The following is a 19243-nucleotide window of genomic DNA, read 5'->3' as shown; positions in this document are numbered from 1 at the left end:
CCCGGACAAGGACACCCCGGGCAAGGACACCCCGGACACCGACGACCCCCACCCCACCCCCGCTGTTCCTGCCGAAGGGGCTGAGAAGTGACGCTCGCCACCACCCTCGCCGCCGAAACCAACGAGAACCTCGCGCACATCAGCAATGTGCTGATCTACTCCGCGATGGCCGTCTACCTCCTCGCCTTCTTCGCGCTCATGGCGGAGTGGCTGTTCGGCAGCCGCAGCAAGGTCGCCCGCACCGCCGCCGCGCTCACCGCGAGCGGCGGGGCCGAGGCGGCCGCCGCCAAGGCCGCCGCACCCGCCGTCACGGTGCGGGCCAAGGGCGGCACGGCCACCCTGGAGCGGACCGAGGCCGCGCCCAAGGTCGTCACCCGCGCCGCCGCGGGCAGCCGCGACGTGCCGGACGGCCCGGGTGCCGCCGCCGGTGACGAGCAGGGCGACCTCTACGGCCGCATCGCCGTCTCCATGATCGCTCTCGGCTTCCTCGTCGAGGCCGGTGGTGTCCTCACCCGCGCGCTCTCGGTGCGGCGCGCGCCGTGGGGCAACATGTACGAGTTCAACATCACCTTCTCCACGGTCGCGATCGGTGTCTTCCTGGCGCTGCTCGCCCTGAAGAAGAACGTCCGCTGGATCGGTCTGCCGCTGATCACCACGGTCCTGCTCGACCTGGGCCTGGCCGTCACCGTCCTGTACACCGACAGCGACCAGCTGGTTCCCGCGCTGCACTCGTACTGGCTGTGGATCCACGTCTCCACCGCGATCTTCTGCGGCGCCGCCTTCTACGTCGGCGCGGTGTCCACGGCGGCGTACCTGTTCAAGGACAGCTACGAGGCCAAGCTGCAGAGCGGCGGCACGCCCGGCCGGTTCGCGACCTCCGTCATGGAGCGGCTGCCTGCGTCGGCCTCGCTCGACAAGTTCACGTACCGCATGAACGCCGCGATCTTCCCGCTGTGGACGTTCACGATCATCGCGGGCGCGATCTGGGCGGGCGACGCCTGGGGCCGCTACTGGGGCTGGGACCCCAAGGAGGTCTGGTCCTTCATCACCTGGGTCGCGTACGCCTGCTATCTGCACGCGCGCGCCACCGCGGGCTGGAAGGGCCGCAAGGCCGCCTACCTGGCGCTCATCGCCTTCGGCTGCTGGCTGTTCAACTACTACGGCGTGAACATCTTCGTCAGCGGCAAGCACTCCTACGCCGGGGTCTGATCCCGCACGGCCCCGAAGGCCGGTTCCCGTGACCCAGGTCATGGGAACCGGCCTTCGCCGTACGGACAGACAACAGGGCGTGGAGATGAATGAGGGGGAACGCGCGGCGGAGCGACGGCGGTTACGCGTACGGATCAGGGGCTCCGACCCCGACGCGTTCGGAGAGCTCTTCGACGCCTACGCCCGCTCCGTCTACAACCACGCCTACCGCCTGACCGGCGACTGGTCGACGGCCGAGGACCTCGTGTCCCTGACCTTCCTGGAGGCGTGGCGGCTGCGCGGCAAGGTCGATGCGGACGGCGGCTCGCTGCGGCCGTGGCTGCTCGGCATCGCCACGAACGTCAGCCGCAACCAGCGGCGCGCGACCCGCCGCCACGCCGCCGCCGTGGCTCGGCTGCCGCGCGCCGAGGCCGTCGCCGACATCGCCGACGAGGTCGCCGCGCGCGTGGACGACGCGGAGCGGCTCGCGCTCGTCACGCGGGCACTCGCCGGACTGCGCCGCGCCGAGCGCGAGGTCCTCGCGCTGTGCGTGTGGTCGGGGCTCGGCTACGAGGCGGCGGCGCGCGCGCTCGGGATACCGGTCGGGACGGTGCGGTCCCGCCTCTCCCGGGCCCGGAAGAAACTCGCGAAAAGCATGGAACCGCCTGAAGGGCGCGAACAGGTGAAAGGTGACCGCGGCTCAGCGGTCGGGCCTATCGAGGAGAGCGTCCGATGAAGTCACCCGAAGACAGCGCTGACTTCCCGTCCCCACCGGAGCGGGACCTTCCGCGGGGCCGTCACCTGCGTCTGAAGGAGCATCTGTTGAGCGAGATACGGCAGGAGAACGCCGGTACCGACACTGGGTGGAACACCAAGGGCAGGGGCTGGCTGCGGCCCTCGCTGATCGCGGGCGCGGTGGCCGCCGCGGTCGCCGCGGGCCTGGTGGTCGCCCAGCCCTTCGGAGGGGAGCCGGCACAGGCGGGGCCGCCGTCGAAGGAGACGGTGGCGATGCTGAAGGAGATCGCGGAGGCAGCGAAGCGGCAGCCCGGGCCAAAGGGGCTGCGGGACGACCAGTTCGTGTACACCAAGGTGAAGGAGAGGTACATGCAGACGGGCGGCGGCGTGAAGGCCCGCCTGGAGCCCCTGCACCTGGCGGAGGGCTGGGCGTCGGTCGACGGCAAGCACACGGGGATGTCGCACGTCCCCTTCAGGAAGCGCGACCACGAGCGGATGCCGCCGGACCTGCCCCTGGTGGAGGGCTCCACGAACTACCGCAGCCTGGAGAAGCTGCCGACCGATCCGGTCAACATGAAGGACTGGCTGTACCGGGTGGCGACCGGGGGCGAGAGCGACGACCAGAACGCCTTCGTGTACGTCAGCGAACTCTGCGGCGGTCTGGTGCCGCCGAAGCAGGCGGCCGCCCTCTTCCTCGCCGCGACGAAGATCCCCGGCGTCGAGCTGATCGACGACGCGGTGGACGCGGCCGGTCGGCACGGCGTGGCGATCGCCCGCGTGGACGACGGCGAGCGGCAGGAGCTGATCTTCGACAGGAAGAGCAAGCGGTTCCTCGGCGAGCGCCAGGTGGCGGTCGAGGACCTGCCGACCGGCTTCAAGAAGGGCACGGTGACCGCCCACACCGCCGTCCTGGAGCGCGCGGTCGTCGACAAGGCGGGCGAACGCCCCTAGCGGGGTGCGTGACCCGGGGGACCGTGTGCGTGAGGCTTGACCCCATGAGCGATGTCAGCGGAATCATCGAGCGGGGGACGAGCCGGACCGAAGGGGACACGCACACGCTCCACTGGGTGCTGCGCCTGCCGCATCCGGTGGCGGAGGTGTGGAGGGCGGTGGCCACTCCGGAGGGACTTCCGGGGTGGCTCGCCGCCGCCGAGGTGTTCGAACCGCGCCTCGGCGGCGCCGTGAGCCTGCGCTGGCTCAACAACGAGACCCCGGCCGCCGCGGTCCACTCCGGGCACATCACCGCCTGGGACCCGGACGTCGTCGCCGAGTACACGATCGACCTGCACGGGCGCTGCCGGTTCCATCTGGAGCCCGCCGGGGACGCGGGCACGACGCTGCGCTTCACCAACGAGTTCACCGGCGACGACGCCTTCCGGCTCGACTGCCTCGCCGGATGGCACGACCACTTCGAGTTCCTGGCGGACGCGCTCGACGGACGGCCGAAGGACTGGTCGACGTGGAACCTGGACCGGTGGCGCGAGCTGCGCGAGACCTACGCCTAGCCCACGCGCAGCAGCAGCTTGCCCGTCGTGGTGCGGCCGCCCATCAGCTCGTGGGCCCGCGCGGCCTCCGCGAGCGCGAACTCGGCGGTGACGGGCAGCGTGACCGTGCCGTCGGCGACCGCCTCGAAGGCGCGCTCGGCGATCGCGCGCAGCGCCCGCGGGTCCTCCTTGGCCAGGGTCAGGATGGAGAAGCCCGCCACGGACCGCGTGCCCGGGAACAGCTCGGCCTGGCCCACGCGCCACGGCTCGGCCGAGCTCGCGTTGCCGTACGACACCAGGCGGCCGAAGGTGGCGAGCGCGTCGAGGCCCGCGCGGAAGGCGTCGCCGCCGACCGGGTCGAGGGCGAGGTCGACGCCGCGCCCGCCGGTGGCCGCGCGGGCCGCGGCGGCGAAACCGGCCCCGCTGTCGACGAACACCTCGTCGTAGCCGTACCGGCCCGCGTACTCCGCCTTGGCCGCGCTCGACACCACGCCGAACACCGTGGCCCCCGCGGCCTTCGCCAGCTGGCCGACGACGGTGCCGACCCCGCCCGCCGCGCCCTGCACGAGCACGGTCTCGCCCGCGCGCAGCCGGCCGACCTCGTGCAGCAGGGCGTGGGCGGTGGGCAGCACGGTGGGCAGCGTGGCGGCCGTCCGCAGGTCGACGCCCGCGGGGACCGGGAAGACGGTGGCGGCGTCGGCGACGGCCACCTCGGCGTAGGCGCCGCCCGCGGTGAGCGCGGCGACCTCCTGGCCCGCCTCGACGCCCTCGACGCCCGCGCCCACCGCGCGCACCCGCCCCGCCACCTCCAGGCCGGGGACGAAGGGCAGGCCCGGCACGCGGTAGCCCTCGGCGCGGGCCTTGAGGTCGGCGAAGTTCACGCCGGTGTACGCGACGTCGACGGCGACCTGGCCGGGGCCGGGCTCGGGGGCGTCGGTCTCGACGGCCTCAAGGACCTCGGGCCCGCCGAACTCGCGGAGCTGGACTGCGCGCATGGGTGTCTCCCGGTGCTTGGTGTTCGATCTGCATTGAACACTCGGGACTGTATGGTTTTCATCGAACACTCGGCAAGTCCCTGACCCTCACGGAACGAGGAGGCGGGCCCGTGGCCCCACGCACCAGCCACCGCGCGGCACCCGTGCACGCGCGCCTGGAGGATGTCACCGTGCAGGAGGCCCTCGCCGCGCTCGCCGACCCCGTGCGGATGGGTCTGGTACGGGAGCTCGCGGGCTCGCCGGACTGGTCGCGGGCCTGCGGCAGCTTCGACGTGCCCGTCGGCAAGGCCGCGCTGAGCCACCACTTCGCGACGCTGCGGGCCGCGGGCGTCGTCGAGCAGCGCGACGAGGGCCCGCGGCGGGTGAACCGGCTGCGGCGCGAGGAGTTCGACGCGCGCTTCCCGGGGCTGCTCGCCCTGGTGCTGCGCGGGGACTGACCCGGCCCCGCCGCCGGGCCTCAGTCGGAGGCGATCGCGTCCAGCTGGGCGCGCAGATAGGTGTGCGAGTCGATGCCGCGCACGTCCGTGCCCGGGTCGCACTCGTAGAAGTACACCAGCGACATCAGCTCCTCTGCGGGCGCCTCGGCCGGGGGCGGCAGGACGCGGTGGCGGCCGGAGCGCCAGCGGCCGCCGGTCCAGCGCGCCATCAGATCGCCGATGTTGATCGTGAACGCCGCCGGGTCCCAGGGCGCGTCCTGCCAGCCGTCGGCGTCCGTGAACACCTGGAGCCCGCCCCGGCCCGCCTGCCGGTCAAGGACGGTGACCGTGCCGAAGTCGGTGTGCGGGCCGATGCGGAACTGGCCCGGCTCGGGGGTGCCGACCGTGTCCCGGCCCGGATACCAGTTGATGTTGAAACCCCAGGTGGGGTGGCCGGTGTGCCGGGTGAAGAAGTCCTCGGGCTCGCCGAGCGCGGCCGCGAGCAGCGCGAGGAGCTGGTCGGAGAGCGCGCGCATCAGCGACAGGTACGTCTCCACGGGGGTGCGCAGGCCCGGGGTCTCGGCGGGCCAGGTGTTGGGCGCGAACCACTCCGTGTCGACGGCCGGGTCGCCGGTCGGCTCGTCGGCGGCGAAGGACAGCGACTCCTTCAGGTCCGGCGGGGACGGGGTGCCCTCCGCGTAGCTGTTGGCCTCCGCGCCGGGGCCCAGCCAGCCGCGGGCGCCGACCCGCACGGCGTACCGCTGCTTGGTGGTGGGCGGGAGGCGGAAGAAGGCGCGGGCCTGCGCGCGGATCTCGGCCCGTAGTTCCTCGGCCACTCCGTGGCCGGTGACCAGGAGGAAGCCCGCGGTGCGGAGGGCTTCGTCGACGGCTGTGGTGGCGTTGGGCTCGGTGCGCCAGGTGCGCAGGTCGACGGTGGGGATCGTCATGGGGGGATGTTGCCCGCGTGGGACGCCCCAGTCCCGCCCCTTTCCCGAAACCAGGGGGCTGCCGCCCCCTGGACCCCCGCCTTATCGGCGCTCCGCGCCTCGTCCTCAAACGCCGGAGGGGCTACAAGTAGCCCCTCCGGCGTTTGAGGAGCGGGGGTCTGGGGGCGGAGCCCCCAGGAAGCGGGAAGGGGCGGGATCGGGGAGGAAGCCCCCGGCAAGGGCGCTCAGGCCTCGTCGCGTTTGTCGTCCAGGTCCTTGTTCAGGTTCTTCAAGAACTCCGGGTTGTCGTCGGGGGCGACCCAGCCACCGGACCTACGGGGGCCACCCGCGGCGGGGTGGCGTTTCTTGCCGGTGACGAACCAGGCGATCGGGCCGAGGAGCACCTCGCCGAAGAGGAGCACGATGATGACCCACACCACCTTCGGCAGATGGCGCACTTCCTTCTCGGGCGTGTTGAGCACATCGATGAAGGCGTAGATCCACACGGCCAGGACCAGCAGGAACGGCAGATACCTGAGCATGTGTCGGAGATCCCCCAGAGAGCGGAGTGCGGGCGCCGGGCGTACCCGGTGACGGGGCCAGGGTAGCCGGTGACCGATACTTGACCGCATGGCTTATGACGATCTCCGCTCTCTGCTGAGGGCACTGGAGCGCGAGGGCGATCTGAAGCGGATCAAGGCCGAGGTCGACCCGTATCTGGAGGTCGGCGAGATCGTCGACCGCGTCCAGAAGTCCGGCGGCCCGGCGCTCCTCTTCGAGAACGTCAAGGGCAGTGACATGCCCCTCGCGATGAACGTGTTCGGGACCGACCGGCGCCTCCTGAAGGCCCTCGGCCTGAAGTCGTACGGCGAGATCAGCGAGAAGATCGGCGGGCTGCTCAGGCCGGAGCTGCCGCAGGGCTTCGTCGGTGTGCGCGAGGCCTTCGGGAAGCTCGGCGCGATGACGCACGTGCCGCCGAAGAAGGTCAAGGACGCGCCGGTCCAGGAGGTCGTGCTCCGGGGCGACGACGTGGACCTGGACCGGCTCCCGGCCCTGTTCACCTGGCCCAAGGACGGCGGGTCCTTCTTCAACCTGGGGCTCACCCACACGAAGGACCCGGAGAGCGGCGTCCGCAACCTCGGGCTCTACCGGCTCCAGCGCCACGACCGGCGCACCATCGGCATGCACTGGCAGATCCACAAGGACAGCCGCAACCACTACCAGGTGGCGGCGCGGCGGGGCGAGCGCCTCCCGGTCGCCATCGCCTTCGGATGCCCGCCCGCCGTGACGTACGCGTCCACCGCGCCGCTGCCCGGCGACATCGACGAGTACCTCTTCGCGGGCTTCCTCCAGGGCAAGCGGATCGAGATGGTCGACTGCAAGACCGTGCCGCTCCAGGTGCCCGCGCAGGCCGAGGTCGTCATCGAGGGCTGGCTGGAGCCGGGCGAGATGCTCCCCGAGGGGCCCTTCGGCGACCACACCGGCTTCTACACGCCGCAGGAGCCGTTCCCCGCGCTGACGATCGACTGCGTGACGATGCGCAAGCGGCCGCTGCTCCAGTCGATCGTGGTGGGGCGCCCGCCGACCGAGGACGGCCCGCTCGGCCGGGCCACCGAGCGGTTCTTCCTGCCGCTGTTGAAGATCATCGTGCCGGACATCGTGGACTACCACCTGCCGGAGTCGGGCGGCTTCCACAACTGCGCGATCGTCTCGATCGACAAGAAGTACCCCAAGCACGCGCAGAAGGTCATGCACGCCATCTGGGGCGCGCACATGATGTCCCTGACCAAGCTGATCGTGGTCGTGGACTCCGACTGCGACGTGCACGACCTCCACGAGGTGTCGTGGCGGGCGCTCGGCAACACCGACTACGCCCGTGACCTGACCGTCGTCGAAGGACCGGTCGACCATCTCGACCACGCCTCCTACCAGCAGTTCTGGGGCGGCAAGGCGGGCATCGACGCGACGAAGAAGTGGCCCGAGGAGGGCTACACGCGCGACGGGGGCTGGCCGGACATGGTCGAGTCGGACCCGGACACCGCGGCGCTGGTGGACCGTCGCTGGCGGGAGTACGGCCTGTGAGCTCCGCTTCCGCCGCGCTGCCGCAGCCGGGACGTACGAAGGCCTTCCTGCGGCTCGTCATGATCGAGCACTCGGTGTTCGCGCTGCCCTTCGCCTACATCGCCTCCCTGACGGCGATGTACGAGTGGGACAAGAACATCCACTGGGGGCGGCTGCTCCTGGTCACCATCTGCATGGTGGGGCTGCGCACCTTCGCGATGGCCGCGAACCGCATCATCGACCGCGAGATCGACGCCCGTAACCCGCGCACCGCCCACCGCGAGCTGGTCACCGGCGCCGTCACGGTGAAGTCCGCGTGGACCGGCGCGCTCATCGCCGTCGTGGTCTTCCTGGGCTCCGCCGCGCTGCTCAACCCGCTGTGCCTGGCGCTCGCGCCGGTCGCCGTGATCCCGATGGTGGTCTATCCGTACGGCAAGCGGTTCACCAACTTCCCGCAGGCCATCCTCGGTCTCGCGCAGGCCATCGGGCCCGTCGGCGCCTGGCTCGCGATCAGCGGCGAGTGGTCCTGGACCGCGGCGATCCTGGGCCTCGCGGTGGGCGTGTGGATCGGCGGCTTCGACCTGATCTACGCCTGCCAGGACGTGGAGACCGACCGGGAGGTCGGCGTGATGTCGGTGCCCGCGCGGTTCGGCATCCCGGCCGCCATCTGGGGCGCGCGCGGCTGCCACGCCGTCACGACGGCGCTGTTCGTCTGGTACGCCCTGGCCACCGGCGCGGGCGCGTTCTTCTGGCTCGGCCTGCTCATCGTCGCGGGTGCGTTCCTGTACGAGCACTCCATCGTGCGACCGCACGACCTGTCCCGTCTCAACCGCGCCTTCTTCCAGGTCAACGGCTTCATCGGCATCGCGCTGTTCGTGTGCGCGCTGCTCGACCTGCTGGTGCGCGGGCTCACGGTATGACGGGAGGCGGCGGGCCCGTGGATAGGCTGCGGGGCGTGAACGCGGGAGATACGGAGCGTAGGCCCTGGGTCGTGGGGGTGTCGGGCGCTTCCGGCACCCCGTACGCCGCGGCGGTCCTGCGGGCGCTGCTCGCGGCCGGGGAGAGCGTGGACCTGGTGGTCTCGCGGGCCTCGCGCCTGACGCTGCTCGACGAGACCGGCATCTCGTTCCGGGACGCGCACTGGCGCGAGGACCTTCAGGAGTGGCTGGCGCGGGGCGCGGACGGCAAGCCGGGCACGTTCGGGGTGGACACGCGGGGCGTGCGCTACTGGCCGGCCGGTGACCTGGCGGCGGGACCGTCGTCGGGTTCGTACGCGACGAAGGGGATGCTGATCGTGCCCGCGTCCACGGCGTGCGTGGCCGGGGTGGCGCTGGGGCTCTCGAAGGACCTGTTGCAGCGCGCGGCGAGCGTGACGCTCAAGGAGGGGCGGCGGCTCGTGGTCTGCGTACGGGAGACCCCGTTGAACGGGCAGACGCTGCGGCACCTGGTGAGCCTGGACGAGGCGGGCGCGATCGTGCTGCCCGCCTCCCCGGCGTTCTACGCGGGGGCGACGCACATCCAGGATCTGGTGGACTTCGTCGCGGGGCGGACGCTGGACGCGGCAGGGGTGCCGCACCAGCTGTACCGCCGCTGGAAAGGGGAGCTAGGAGGCGGCTCCCGTGAGGCCTGAGCGCCCCGGAAGGGAACGCTCCGGGGCGGGGCTAGCGCTTCTTCGCGCCCCGCGACTTCTTGGCGGCCTTGCGGGCCGCCGTGACGGACTGGTGGGCACGCGAGCGGTTGGCCAGGTCCTGAAGCTCGCGCATACGGGCGTAGGCCATCTCGATCGTGTACACGGGGAACACTCCTGAAGAATTCGAAGGATCGTCGTTGATCGGCTGAACATCCGGAAGATTCGCAGGGTCTGGACCCTGTTACGCCTTAGATTCTACACGTAGACTCGCGAAAACGCTAAATAATGAAAGGCTTCGACCTATGGATGCCGTGGACAGGCAGCTCATCCAGGCTCTGCGCGAGAACGGCCGTGCCTCCTACGCCGAGCTCGGGCGCCTCGTCGGTCTCTCCGGGCCCAGCGTCACCGACCGCATCAACCGCCTGGAGGCGGCCGGCGTCATCACCGGCTACCGCGCGACGGTCGACTCCGCGTCCCTCGGCCTCGGCGTCACCGCGCTGATCGGCATCTCGCTGTCCGACGCCGCCGACCACGAGGACGTCGCCCGGCGCCTGCGCGACCTGCACGAGATCGAGGACTGCTGGTTCATCGCGGGCGACGACTCGTACATGCTCAAGGTCCGCGCCAACGACGTGGACGGCCTGGAGAAGACCATCCGCCGCCTCAGCGGCACCAAGGGCGTCTCGCGGACGCGGACGACGATCGTCCTCTCCACCAAGTGGGAGAACCGGGTCGGGGAGCTCCCGGAAGAGGTCTAGGCGCGCGGCGCCGTGAGGGGGCGCCTCCCGTCCCGAGGGCGGGGGAGTACCGTTGGCGGGTCTGTCACAGGTCGTCGGTCGTCGGAAAGTTAGAGGTACGGCACATGGACGCAGGGCTCAAGCGCGACCTTGAGCAGAAGGTCCGCTCCGGGGAGCGGCTGTCCCGCGAGGACGGCATCGCCCTGTACGAGTCCGACGACCTGGCCTGGCTCGGCGGTCTCGCCCACGAGGTGCGCACCCGCAAGAACGGCGACGTGGTGCACTTCAACGTCAACCGGCACCTCAACATGACCAACGTGTGCACGGCCTCCTGTGCGTACTGCTCCTTCCAGCGCAAGCCGGGCGAGAAGGACGCGTACACGATGCGCATCGAGGAGGCCGTCCGGCTCGCCAAGGCGATGGAGGCCGACAACCTCACCGAGCTGCACATCGTCAACGGCCTGCACCCGAACCTCCCCTGGCGCTACTACCCGCGCTCGCTGCGGGAGCTGAAGGCCGCGCTGCCGAACGTCTCCCTGAAGGCCTTCACGGCCACCGAGATCCACCACTTCGAGACCATCTCCGGCCTGTCCGCCTCCGAGATCCTCGACGAGCTGATCGACGCCGGTCTGGAGTCGCTGACCGGCGGCGGCGCCGAGATCTTCGACTGGGAGGTCCGCCAGCACATCGTGGACCACAGGACCCACTGGGAGGACTGGTCCCGCATCCACCGCCTGGCGCACGAGAAGGGGCTGAAGACCCCCGCGACGATGCTGTACGGGCACATCGAGGAGCCCCGGCACCGCGTCGACCACGTGCTGCGGCTGCGTGAGCTCCAGGACGAGACCGGCGGCTTCCAGGTCTTCATCCCGCTGCGCTACCAGCACGACTTCGTGGACGTGCAGGACGGCAAGGTCCGCAACCGGCTCCAGGCCCGCACGAAGATGGCCTCCGGCATCGAGGCCCTCAAGACCTTCGCCGTCTCCCGGCTGCTCTTCGACAACGTGCCGCACGTCAAGGTCTTCTGGGTCATGCACGGCCTCGCCACCGCGCAGCTCGCGCTCCAGCACGGCGCGGACGACATGGACGGCTCCGTCGTCGAGTACAAGATCACCCACGACGCGGACAACTTCGGCACGCCCAACAAGCTGACCCGCGACGACCTGCTCGACCTGATCCGCGAGGCCGGGTTCCGCCCGGTGGAGCGCAACACGCGCTACGAGATCATCCGCGAGTTCGCAGGGCCCGACCGGGAGCTGCGCGAGTCGCCGCAGCCGATGCGGTTCTGACCCGCCTCCTGCGGGGGCGCATCGCCGTGCTTCACTGGAGGGGCTCGTCCGGCTCGGGCTGATTCGGGATGCTCGGGCCTCAGTCGGAACGGAAGAGTGGATTGACATGCTCCGCTACACGCTGATGCGCCTCGGGGTCTTCGCGGGCTGCTTCTTGGTCGTCTGGGGCCTCGTCTACTCCGGCATCGTGCCGCGCGGGCTCGGCGGCTCCAACCTCCTGTGGGTGGCGCTGCTCTCCCTGGTGGTCTCCGCGCCCATCAGCTTCGTCCTCCTGCGCAAGGAGCGCGACCGGGCCTCGGAGAAGGTCGTCGCGAAGGTCGACAACGTCAAGGCCAACCTGGAGCGCAACCGCACCCAGGAGGACGGCGCCGACGACGCCGCCCGCACCGCGCAGTAGTCGTCAGGTTCGTCACACCGCACGCGCCACACAGCGAACCCCGGTACCGGAGCACGCCGCTCCGCTACCGGGGTTCTGCCGTTTCTGGGACCCTTGGGACCCCTCCTACCTCAAACAAGGGCTTTGATGTACTCAAAGTTCAAGTGTTAACGTGTTCGACATGAAGACAGCAGCCGCGCACCGCAACGCCATGAGCGTCCCGCTCGTGGCGCGCCTGCATGTCGATCTCTGCCGCTGCATGTCCGCGGCCTGTCGCGTCATCTGAACGACTTCGACATCTGCACTGCAGCGGCGCCCGTGACCCCTTCGGGCCGCCGCTCCTCACGTCCCCCGTCATTACCCGGAGTGTGTCCGTGTCCGCGAATTCCGCGTCCCCCGCCGACGAGCCCCGATCCGGTTTCCGGATACCCAGGTTCCTCAAGGTGCCCTTCTGGGCCCAGATCCTCGGCGGCCTCGTCCTCGGCGTCCTGCTCGGCTGGCTCGCCCGCAGCCAGGACATCGGCTGGCTCGTCACCACCCTCTCCAAGGTCGGCGACACCTTCATCGGCCTGCTCAAGCTGGCCGTCGCCCCGCTGGTGTTCTTCGCCATCCTGATCTCGATCACCAATCTGCGGAAGGTCAACAACGCCGCGCGCCTGGCGACCCGGACCCTCCTCTGGTTCATGATCACGTCGCTGATCGCGGTCGTCATCGGCCTCGTCATCGGCCTGGTCACCAACCCCGGCGCGGGCACGGGCCTGACCCCGAAGGACGGCGCCAAGCCCGAGCACCAGGGCTCCTGGATCGACTTCCTCACCGGCATCATCCCGACCGACGTCATCACGCCGTTCACCGAGCTGAACGTCCTGCAGATCGTCTTCATGGCCGCCGTCGCGGGCATCGCCATCCTCAAGATCGGCGACGAGAGGGCCAAGCCCCTCCTGGACCTCAGCGAGTCCGTCCTCGCGCTGCTCCAGAAGGCCCTGTGGTGGGTCATCAAGCTCTCCCCGATCGGCACCGTCGGCCTCATCGGCTTCGCCATCGCCGACTACGGCTGGAACCTGATCAGCAAGTACGCCACGTTCACCGCGGACATCTACATCGGCTGCGCCCTGGTGATGTTCGGCGTCTACCCGCTGCTGCTCGCGTTCGTCGCCAAGGTCAACCCGCTCCAGTTCTTCAAGGGCGCCTGGCCCGCCATCCAGCTGGCCTTCGTCTCCCGCTCCTCGGTCGGCACGATGCCGGTCACGCAGAAGGTCACCGAGCGCCTCGGCGTGCCGAAGGAGTACACGTCCTTCGCGGTGCCGTTCGGCGCCACCACCAAGATGGACGGCTGCGCCGCGATCTACCCGGCGATCGCCGCGATCTTCGTCGCGCAGATCTTCGACGTGAACATGGGCATCAAGGAGTACCTGCTGATCGCCTTCGTGTCCGTCGTGGGCTCCGCCGCCACCGCCGGCCTCACGGGCGCCACGGTCATGCTGACCCTGACCCTGTCCACGCTCGGCCTGCCCATGGAGGGCGTCGGCCTGCTCCTCGCCATCGACCCGGTCCTCGACATGATGCGCACCGCCACCAACGTCGCCGGGCAAGTCGTAGCGCCGTTGATTGTGGCCGCGCGGGAGAACATCCTCGACCGCGAGGCGTACAACGCGGTGTCGGCGTCGCCCATCGACGGGCCAGAGACGGCGCCTGCCGCCGCCTGACGTTCCTAGGCACCCCACAACGAGCCTCACGCCGACACTCTGGCGTGGGGCTCGTTCTTGTCGTCCTGGCCCCCTCTCGTGGCGAAGCGATCTGGTCTGTACGGTCGATGGCGTGTCTGGCGTGCGTCGGGTTGGTCACCCGTGGGCGTGCGCCGGTTGATCGCGCGCGACTAGGGGAGCTGGTTCGGGCATGGCGGCTGACGCTGCTCAAGGGTCGGAGACGGGGTTCACGGAGGGGGAGGCGACGCGGGTCATGACGGCCGCGTGCCGGACGGCGGGCCTTGACGACAGAGACGCGAAGCTGATCCGTATCGGAGAGAACGCGCTCTTCCGGCTGGCCGCGGCACCGGTGATCGTCCGTGTCGCGCGCGGGCCGGAGTGGCTGACCAAGGCGCGCAACGAGGTCGCGGTCTCGCGCTGGCTGACGGGCGAGGGGTTCCCCGCGACGCGAGCCGTCGAGGACCTGGAGCAGCCGCTCGTGATCGACGGCCACCCCGTGACGTTCTGGCACCTGATCGTGGAGGCGGACCGCAAGGCCACGTACGGGGAGTTGGGCGGCGTTCTGCGGGACCTGCACTCCCTGACCGTGCCGGAGGGCCTTCACCTGCCGTCGTACGAGCCGTTCGACAAGTCGGACGTACGGCTCGACAAGGCCGTGATCCCGGACGACGACAAGGCCTTCTTGCGGAAGCGGGCACGGGAGCTCCAGGACAAGTGCGCCGAGCTGAAGTTCGAGACGTCGAAGGGGCCCGTGCATGGGGACGCCCACGTCCAGAACCTCATGGTGGACGTCCAAGGCCGCGTGATCCTCATCGACTTCGAAGTCTTCTGCTACGACCACCCGGAGTGGGACCTCATGGTCACGTCTGTGGAACACCACAGCCTCGGCTGGCAGACCGACGAGCAGTACGCCGACTTCGTGGGCGCGTACGGGCGGGACCTGTACGACTGGGAGGGCTACGGGACGCTCCGCGGGCTGCAGGAGTTCAACATGACGACGTGGCTCATGCAGAACGTGCGGGTGAGCGAGCGGGTGGCGGACGAGTACCGGCGCCGGATCGCGGCCCTGCGGGATGACGATGGGCCTCGGGATTGGCGGCCTTGGTAGGTACGAGGAGGCCTGGCGGAATCCGCTGTTGAAGGAACGTGGGGTGCGTGTGGCCCCGGCTACGGCCTGCCTGTGGATGGACTGAGCCTTGCGATGGGACCCCCGCACGCGCGGGGACCACCCAGCGGTGAGGAACAAGACCCCCGGCCCGCTGAGGGACCACCCCCGCACGCGCGGGGACCACTAGCGGTAGATGGCCCACACGTTCGTGGGGTCGGGACCACCCCCGCACGCGCGGGGACCACCACGCTCCGTGAATCTTCTTCACTCGGCGTCCGGGACCACCCCCGCGCGCGGGGACCACAGGTCGTGACCTGGGGATTTGCCAGGCAGTCGAGGAGTTTTTGCTTACTTCTTGAGAGACCGGCAGTGTGGTCATTTGGTAGAAAGTCCCACGATCTCGCATGAAATGGATAAGGGCGGCTCAGCGCTGGGCTATCGCGGTGAAGCCACCTGCAAATTCTTCGCTGTTCGGCTCGGCTGAGGATTCGTGCTTGGCGTGCCTGTGGTGGTTCATTCATCGTCCAAACGGGCGAGGGCGTCGCGAACCTTTTCGTTGAATGCTGCCACGGCTGGGATTGCGGCGTGCCTGCTGACCTCTGCCTGGAAGTCTGTGACGTACCGCTGGAAGCGGGCGGACTGGAGGGTGTCGCCTGCGTCGACTGCCAGGCTCGCTGTCGTGACTGCTGCCTCCAACTCGCCGCTCAGTAAATGACTTTGGGCCAGCACCATGCGGCAGAACCCCAGAGTGCGGGCGTACTGCGGGTCTGTGCTGTCGACGGCGCGTTGGGCGTGGTCCAAGGCCTCGCGGCACTGTTTGAGGTCGCGTAGGCAGTGGCAGATTTCGCCCTGGATCTCTGCGGCGTCGACGTAGTGGAGCCAGTCGGGGTCTTCGGCTGTGTCGGCGCGCTCGAAGTAGCGCTCGGCTTCGTTCATGGCGCGGCCTGCGCCGCGGGCGTCACCGGCGTTGGCGAGGGCGCGGGCCTCGTGGGCGGAGAAGATCGCCAGGGCTCGTGGGGTCGACTGGCCCTTGCCGCCTTCGACTGACGCGCGAGCGAGTTGGATCGCTTGGGCGTGGTTGCCGAGGTAGTTCGCCTGATGGCTGAGGTTGGTCAGGATGCGGGCGCCGAACATGCGGTCGCCGTTGACCTGGGACAGCCGCAGGGTCGACGTGAGGTACCGGTGTGCGAGTCGGTGGTTTCCAGCGTCGTACGCGGTCCACGCGAGCAACTGGGCGACCTCGGAGGCTGCGCTGTACAACGCGGTGCCGACCCTCTCGCTGTAGCTGGCGCTGAGCAGCGGCAGGACCTCGTGGCGGAAGTAGTGCCGCAGCGCCCGGTGACCGTGGCCTCCGCCGTACTTGAAGTCGAGCTGCATGAACGTGCTCGCCGCATCCCGGATGGCGCGTACGTCGCGCATGCCGATGCGCTGGTGCACGGGCCTGTCGGGTTGGATGCCGTCGGGGCGGGCGATCATCCAGGACAGGACCGCCGAGTCGATGTCGGCGTCCGCGACGGCCAGGCGGCTGGGTGCGGAACTCTCGGCGCGCTCCTGGGCGAGGGTGTCGAGCGTGGCCAGTACGTCGGGCACGGTGGCCGGGTAGCCGATCGGCTGCGATGCGGGCGGGGCCGGCTCGCCGAAGAATCCAAGATCGCCCGGCGTGACGCGGCGACTCAGCTTGGCGCTGAGCACGTCCGCCATGATCGCTGCCGTCTGCGGTTTGATGCCTGCGCCGTCCCGCCAGCGCTGGACGGACACGTGGGTGGTTCCGAGAGGTGTGCCGCGTTGCTTCGCCCGGTCGCACATGCGCTTCGCGAGGCCCTTGTTCGAGACTCCGGCCTCTTCCATCAGGGAGATGAGGTGCGCGTTCGGATCTCGGTCCATGCTCCCCTGCCAACCCGAGAATGACGGCGAGTGTTCATGGTGTCACAGCTCACAGGGCTCGGGGGGTTCATTGGTGAACCCCCTTTGCCTTTGCCGGTGTTCACGCGAACCCCCCTGTGAACGCTCCCGACTCGTCGGCTCCTGTCGTTCACTGTTCGGCACGGAACGACCGGGTACGCCGCCCGTCGGCAGTCAGGAGGGGACGTGATGGGAGCTCGTCCGAGTAAACGCAGAGCGAACACTCCAAGCGTGGCAGTCCGGCGAGCTGATGCTGCCGATTCGTCGGCTGGTCATCACCGGGCGCTGACGCTCTCTGCGGATTCCCGGGACGCGGTTCGCGCCGCACGGGAAATGGTTCGAGGGTCCCTCCAGGACTGGGGACTTGGGCGAATCAGCGATGATGCCCGGCTCGTTGTCTCCGAACTCGTCAGCAACGTCGTGCAGCATGCCGTGCCGGACGACTGCCTGGCGCGGCCCGGTGCCAGGCGGCGTATCGACATCTCGGTGATGACCTGGCCGGGACTGCTGTGCATCGGCGTAACCGATGAGGACTCCGCTCCGCCGGACCTCCCGGTGGGCGATCGACTGTCGCCTGAGCTCGCGGGCGACTTCCCGGAAGCGTTGCTGCCGGAGCGTGGGCGCGGGCTGATGATCGTGCAACGGCTCGCAGACTCGGTCTGGTGGTCGCCGGAGGAGCCGGGCGGCAAGACCGTGTGGTGCCGCTTCGACACCGACGAACACACGGAATGAGCTCCGGCTCGTCGCCCGCCTGGGCGCTCCCACGCGATCGGGAGTGTTGGCGACGAGCCGGGGGTGCGGCCTGAGCTGACCTCTCGGCCGCAAGGGGCGCGGCTCCTTGGATGACTCCGGAGTTCCCCTCCTGGGAAGGGGCCGCGCTTCACAACCTCATACCGAGACCGGGCCACCCCGTCTGCCGTGGAAAGCGAAGGGTGGCCCGGCTGGGGACTCAGCGGCCCCCGGTGCCCGATGGTACCGGGGTCGCTGTGCTGCATCTCGACCTTGGTGCAAGTGAGTTGACGATCCGTTACCTCGATCAAGGTGAAGGTGGGCAAAGTGGCTGGGTCGGGTGAGGACTGGCTGGGCGAGGGTCTGGGCGTTGCGGGCGGGGACTTCGGCATGTGGGTTCAGGGTGTCGACTACCTGGCGGGCTGGCGTGCGGCGCGTGAGGTGGCCGACCGGTTGAATCGTGCGCTTCTCGGTGCGGGCTTCGAGCTGTCGGAGGTGCGGTGCGTTGCCTCGGCTGATCAGGACGGCCGCGGGCTCGTGCGGCTGGCGGGTGCCCCGGGTGTCGTGGAGCGGCTCGCCGGGCTCCTGGAGTCGGCCGGGCACGGTGGCGGTGGTGCGGCATGACGGGTGGTTCCCGTGGGTGGCGGGCGTGGGCACGTCGGCGGGCTGGGGCTTTGGGCGGGAGCTGCTTTGGCGCGAGTGATCATGGCCCCTTACGCTCGCCCGCGGATCGGGCTGGCTCCTGGCCTGCCCGCAAGTGCCCGATGTGGGGCCATGATCTTCGAGGCTCGCGCCAAAGTGGCTGCCTAAAGCCTCAGACTGCCGACCCCCAGCCACGTCTGTCTTGGTCTGCGGCTGCGGGTCGACGCGCTGCTTCGCTGTGCGGGCCGTGGTGTGGGGCGCTGGGCGTCCGGCCGGGACCGGCGGGCACGCCGCATGCCCGGCCGGGGCGCACGGGCGCCCCGGCGCGCCGCAGGCGCGCCCTTGAGGAAGTGAAGGAAGTTTCGACAGGTGCGCTGCCCTCAGGCGCGGGCGCGGTGTACGGGCTGCTTGTCGGCGGTGATCCGGTAGGCGAGTTCGGCACGGTCCGCGCCCACGTGAAGCTCTTCGAGGAGCAACGGGCGGTCGTCGGTGCCGTGGGTGATGCGGGCCAGGTGCAGCAGCGGTGTCGCGTCCGGGAGCTTCAGGGCCGTGCGCTCGTCGGGCAAGGGCATGCGGGCGCGCACCGTCTCGGACCAGGTCAGCTTGTGCCCGGCCTCGGCGAGCAGACCGTAGATCGCAACCGGCTGCTGATCCGGGCTCTCGGCCAGGTCCGGGATGGCGTCGGCGACCTCGAAGGGGATCGACGTCCGGTGCATGGCGCGGGTGCCGGTTGCGGGGTCGGTGAGCAGGCGGTCGCAGCAGAAGAGGGCTTCCTCTTCGTCGAGTTGGAGGAGTGGGCCGGTCTCCTTCGTGGTGTGCGACCGGTACGCGCTCGGCGTCTCGGCCTCGTCCCACTCGGTCCCGTCGGGCAGCGTGAAGCCGCCTCCCCGGGTCTGGGTGATGCGGCGCTCCATGGTCAGGGCGGGTTGGCCGTTGGAGCGGACGAAGCTGCCCTTGCCGTGCCGTACGTCGATCAGGCCTTCTGCTCGCAGGGCGGCGATGGCGTTGCGGACGGTGGGGCGGGAGACCTGGTAGCGGGTCATGAGCTGGGCCTCGGACGGGAGCAGGCTGTCGGGGGCGAACTCGCCGGAGAGGATCGCTTCGCGGATGGCGGCGGCGACCTGCTGGTAGAGCGCTCCGGGGCGGTGGATCTCCGTCATCTGGGCACCTTCGTCATCGGCGTCTAGAGCATCGGCGTCTAGGTCATCGGCTTCTCAGTCATCGTCACGTCGCACGCGCGACATCACTCGTCAGCATAAGTAGTTGCCCCCCGACCGGGAAGAGCTCCATGCTCATCACTCGTAAGGACAAGTGACGTC

21 protein-coding genes are annotated in these 19243 nt (G+C 69.9%); 15 read left to right on the top strand and 6 right to left on the bottom strand.

Features of this window, described 5'->3' with window-relative positions; genetic code table 11:
- Window positions 1-87 precede the first annotated feature (87 nt).
- From ccsB to AC5WAM_RS17800, 4 genes are all read left to right on the top strand, one after another.
- Window positions 88-1209, top strand: a complete 1122-nt coding sequence (gene ccsB / locus AC5WAM_RS17815; RefSeq protein WP_366791003.1) for a c-type cytochrome biogenesis protein CcsB — start codon at window positions 88-90, stop codon at window positions 1207-1209.
- A gap of 85 nt (window positions 1210-1294) precedes the next feature.
- On the top strand, window positions 1295-1924 hold the full coding sequence (locus AC5WAM_RS17810; protein WP_495523129.1) for an RNA polymerase sigma factor: 630 nt from the start codon (window positions 1295-1297) through the stop codon (window positions 1922-1924).
- Complete coding sequence (locus tag AC5WAM_RS17805; RefSeq protein ID WP_495523128.1) at window positions 1921-2874, top strand: CU044_5270 family protein; 954 nt, start codon at window positions 1921-1923, stop codon at window positions 2872-2874. The genes AC5WAM_RS17810 and AC5WAM_RS17805 overlap by 4 nt, the downstream gene beginning before the upstream one ends.
- 44 nt (window positions 2875-2918) lie before the next feature.
- Entirely contained in the window at window positions 2919-3428 is a 510-nt protein-coding gene (locus AC5WAM_RS17800) for an SRPBCC domain-containing protein (RefSeq protein WP_495523127.1), read from the top strand.
- On the opposite strand, the gene AC5WAM_RS17795 is transcribed toward AC5WAM_RS17800, so the two are convergent.
- Complete coding sequence (locus tag AC5WAM_RS17795) at window positions 3425-4402, bottom strand: quinone oxidoreductase family protein (protein WP_366791005.1); 978 nt, start codon at window positions 4400-4402, stop codon at window positions 3425-3427. The genes AC5WAM_RS17800 and AC5WAM_RS17795 overlap by 4 nt on opposite strands.
- A 110-nt stretch (window positions 4403-4512) precedes the next feature.
- On the opposite strand from AC5WAM_RS17795, the gene AC5WAM_RS17790 reads away from it, so the two are divergent.
- Window positions 4513-4839, top strand: a complete 327-nt coding sequence (locus tag AC5WAM_RS17790; RefSeq protein ID WP_366791006.1) for an ArsR/SmtB family transcription factor — start codon at window positions 4513-4515, stop codon at window positions 4837-4839.
- Between the two features lie 20 nt (window positions 4840-4859).
- Here the strand turns inward: AC5WAM_RS17790 and AC5WAM_RS17785 are convergent, their stop codons facing one another.
- Window positions 4860-5765: an isopenicillin N synthase family dioxygenase gene (locus AC5WAM_RS17785; protein WP_495523126.1), complete on the bottom strand. Its 906-nt coding sequence runs from the start codon at window positions 5763-5765 to the stop codon at window positions 4860-4862.
- Window positions 5766-5989: 224 nt separating this feature from the next.
- On the bottom strand, window positions 5990-6286 hold the full coding sequence (locus AC5WAM_RS17780) for a PLD nuclease N-terminal domain-containing protein (protein ID WP_366791008.1): 297 nt from the start codon (window positions 6284-6286) through the stop codon (window positions 5990-5992).
- An 88-nt stretch (window positions 6287-6374) separates the two neighbouring features.
- Between AC5WAM_RS17780 and AC5WAM_RS17775 the strand changes: the two genes are divergently transcribed.
- The 3 genes from AC5WAM_RS17775 to AC5WAM_RS17765 are packed head-to-tail and all read left to right on the top strand — an operon-like array spanning window position 6375 to window position 9435.
- On the top strand, window positions 6375-7826 hold the full coding sequence (locus AC5WAM_RS17775) for a menaquinone biosynthesis decarboxylase (RefSeq protein WP_138961193.1): 1452 nt from the start codon (window positions 6375-6377) through the stop codon (window positions 7824-7826).
- On the top strand, window positions 7823-8725 hold the full coding sequence (mqnP, locus tag AC5WAM_RS17770; protein ID WP_495523125.1) for a menaquinone biosynthesis prenyltransferase MqnP: 903 nt from the start codon (window positions 7823-7825) through the stop codon (window positions 8723-8725). Before AC5WAM_RS17775 ends, mqnP begins: the two co-directional genes overlap by 4 nt.
- A gap of 35 nt (window positions 8726-8760) precedes the next feature.
- A complete protein-coding gene (locus tag AC5WAM_RS17765) occupies window positions 8761-9435 on the top strand; it encodes a UbiX family flavin prenyltransferase (protein ID WP_495523124.1) in 675 nt (224 codons plus the stop codon).
- 31 nt (window positions 9436-9466) lie between these two features.
- Here the strand turns inward: AC5WAM_RS17765 and AC5WAM_RS17760 are convergent, their stop codons facing one another.
- Window positions 9467-9598, bottom strand: coding sequence for a hypothetical protein (locus tag AC5WAM_RS17760; protein ID WP_269078153.1), 132 nt, complete (start codon window positions 9596-9598; stop codon window positions 9467-9469).
- 139 nt (window positions 9599-9737) lie between these two features.
- Between AC5WAM_RS17760 and AC5WAM_RS17755 the strand changes: the two genes are divergently transcribed.
- The 5 genes from AC5WAM_RS17755 to AC5WAM_RS17735 all read left to right on the top strand — a co-directional run bounded on the left by AC5WAM_RS17755 (window position 9738) and on the right by AC5WAM_RS17735 (window position 14651).
- On the top strand, window positions 9738-10193 hold the full coding sequence (locus AC5WAM_RS17755; RefSeq protein WP_138961196.1) for an Lrp/AsnC family transcriptional regulator: 456 nt from the start codon (window positions 9738-9740) through the stop codon (window positions 10191-10193).
- 104 nt (window positions 10194-10297) lie between these two features.
- Window positions 10298-11461, top strand: coding sequence for an aminofutalosine synthase MqnE (mqnE, locus tag AC5WAM_RS17750; protein WP_366791011.1), 1164 nt, complete (start codon window positions 10298-10300; stop codon window positions 11459-11461).
- A 106-nt stretch (window positions 11462-11567) separates the two neighbouring features.
- Window positions 11568-11858 (top strand): DUF4229 domain-containing protein, encoded by a 291-nt coding sequence (locus tag AC5WAM_RS17745; protein WP_138961198.1) that lies wholly within the window; start codon window positions 11568-11570, stop codon window positions 11856-11858.
- A 353-nt stretch (window positions 11859-12211) separates the two neighbouring features.
- On the top strand, window positions 12212-13543 hold the full coding sequence (locus AC5WAM_RS17740) for a dicarboxylate/amino acid:cation symporter (RefSeq protein ID WP_495523123.1): 1332 nt from the start codon (window positions 12212-12214) through the stop codon (window positions 13541-13543).
- Between the two features lie 190 nt (window positions 13544-13733).
- The gene (locus AC5WAM_RS17735) at window positions 13734-14651 is read left to right on the top strand and encodes an aminoglycoside phosphotransferase family protein (RefSeq protein WP_495523122.1); all 918 of its coding nucleotides are present in this window, start codon (window positions 13734-13736) and stop codon (window positions 14649-14651) included.
- Window positions 14652-15164: 513 nt separating this feature from the next.
- Here AC5WAM_RS17735 and AC5WAM_RS17730 read toward each other — a convergent pair.
- Window positions 15165-16535: an NsdA family TPR-like regulatory protein gene (locus AC5WAM_RS17730; protein WP_495523121.1), complete on the bottom strand. Its 1371-nt coding sequence runs from the start codon at window positions 16533-16535 to the stop codon at window positions 15165-15167.
- Between the two features lie 249 nt (window positions 16536-16784).
- On the opposite strand from AC5WAM_RS17730, the gene AC5WAM_RS17725 reads away from it, so the two are divergent.
- Both AC5WAM_RS17725 and AC5WAM_RS17720 read left to right on the top strand, forming a co-directional pair.
- A complete protein-coding gene (locus AC5WAM_RS17725; RefSeq protein ID WP_495523120.1) occupies window positions 16785-17285 on the top strand; it encodes an ATP-binding protein in 501 nt (166 codons plus the stop codon).
- A 315-nt stretch (window positions 17286-17600) separates the two neighbouring features.
- Entirely contained in the window at window positions 17601-17906 is a 306-nt protein-coding gene (locus AC5WAM_RS17720; RefSeq protein WP_495523603.1) for a hypothetical protein, read from the top strand.
- 398 nt (window positions 17907-18304) lie between these two features.
- Here the strand turns inward: AC5WAM_RS17720 and AC5WAM_RS17715 are convergent, their stop codons facing one another.
- Window positions 18305-19084, bottom strand: coding sequence for a GntR family transcriptional regulator (locus tag AC5WAM_RS17715; RefSeq protein ID WP_495523119.1), 780 nt, complete (start codon window positions 19082-19084; stop codon window positions 18305-18307).
- Between the last annotated feature and the right edge of the window lie 159 nt (window positions 19085-19243).

The sequence above is a fragment of the Streptomyces sp. JLYT201 genome (assembly GCF_059448825.1).
Note: the sequence above shows the minus strand (reverse complement) of the source record. Positions and strands in the feature narration are given on the sequence as shown.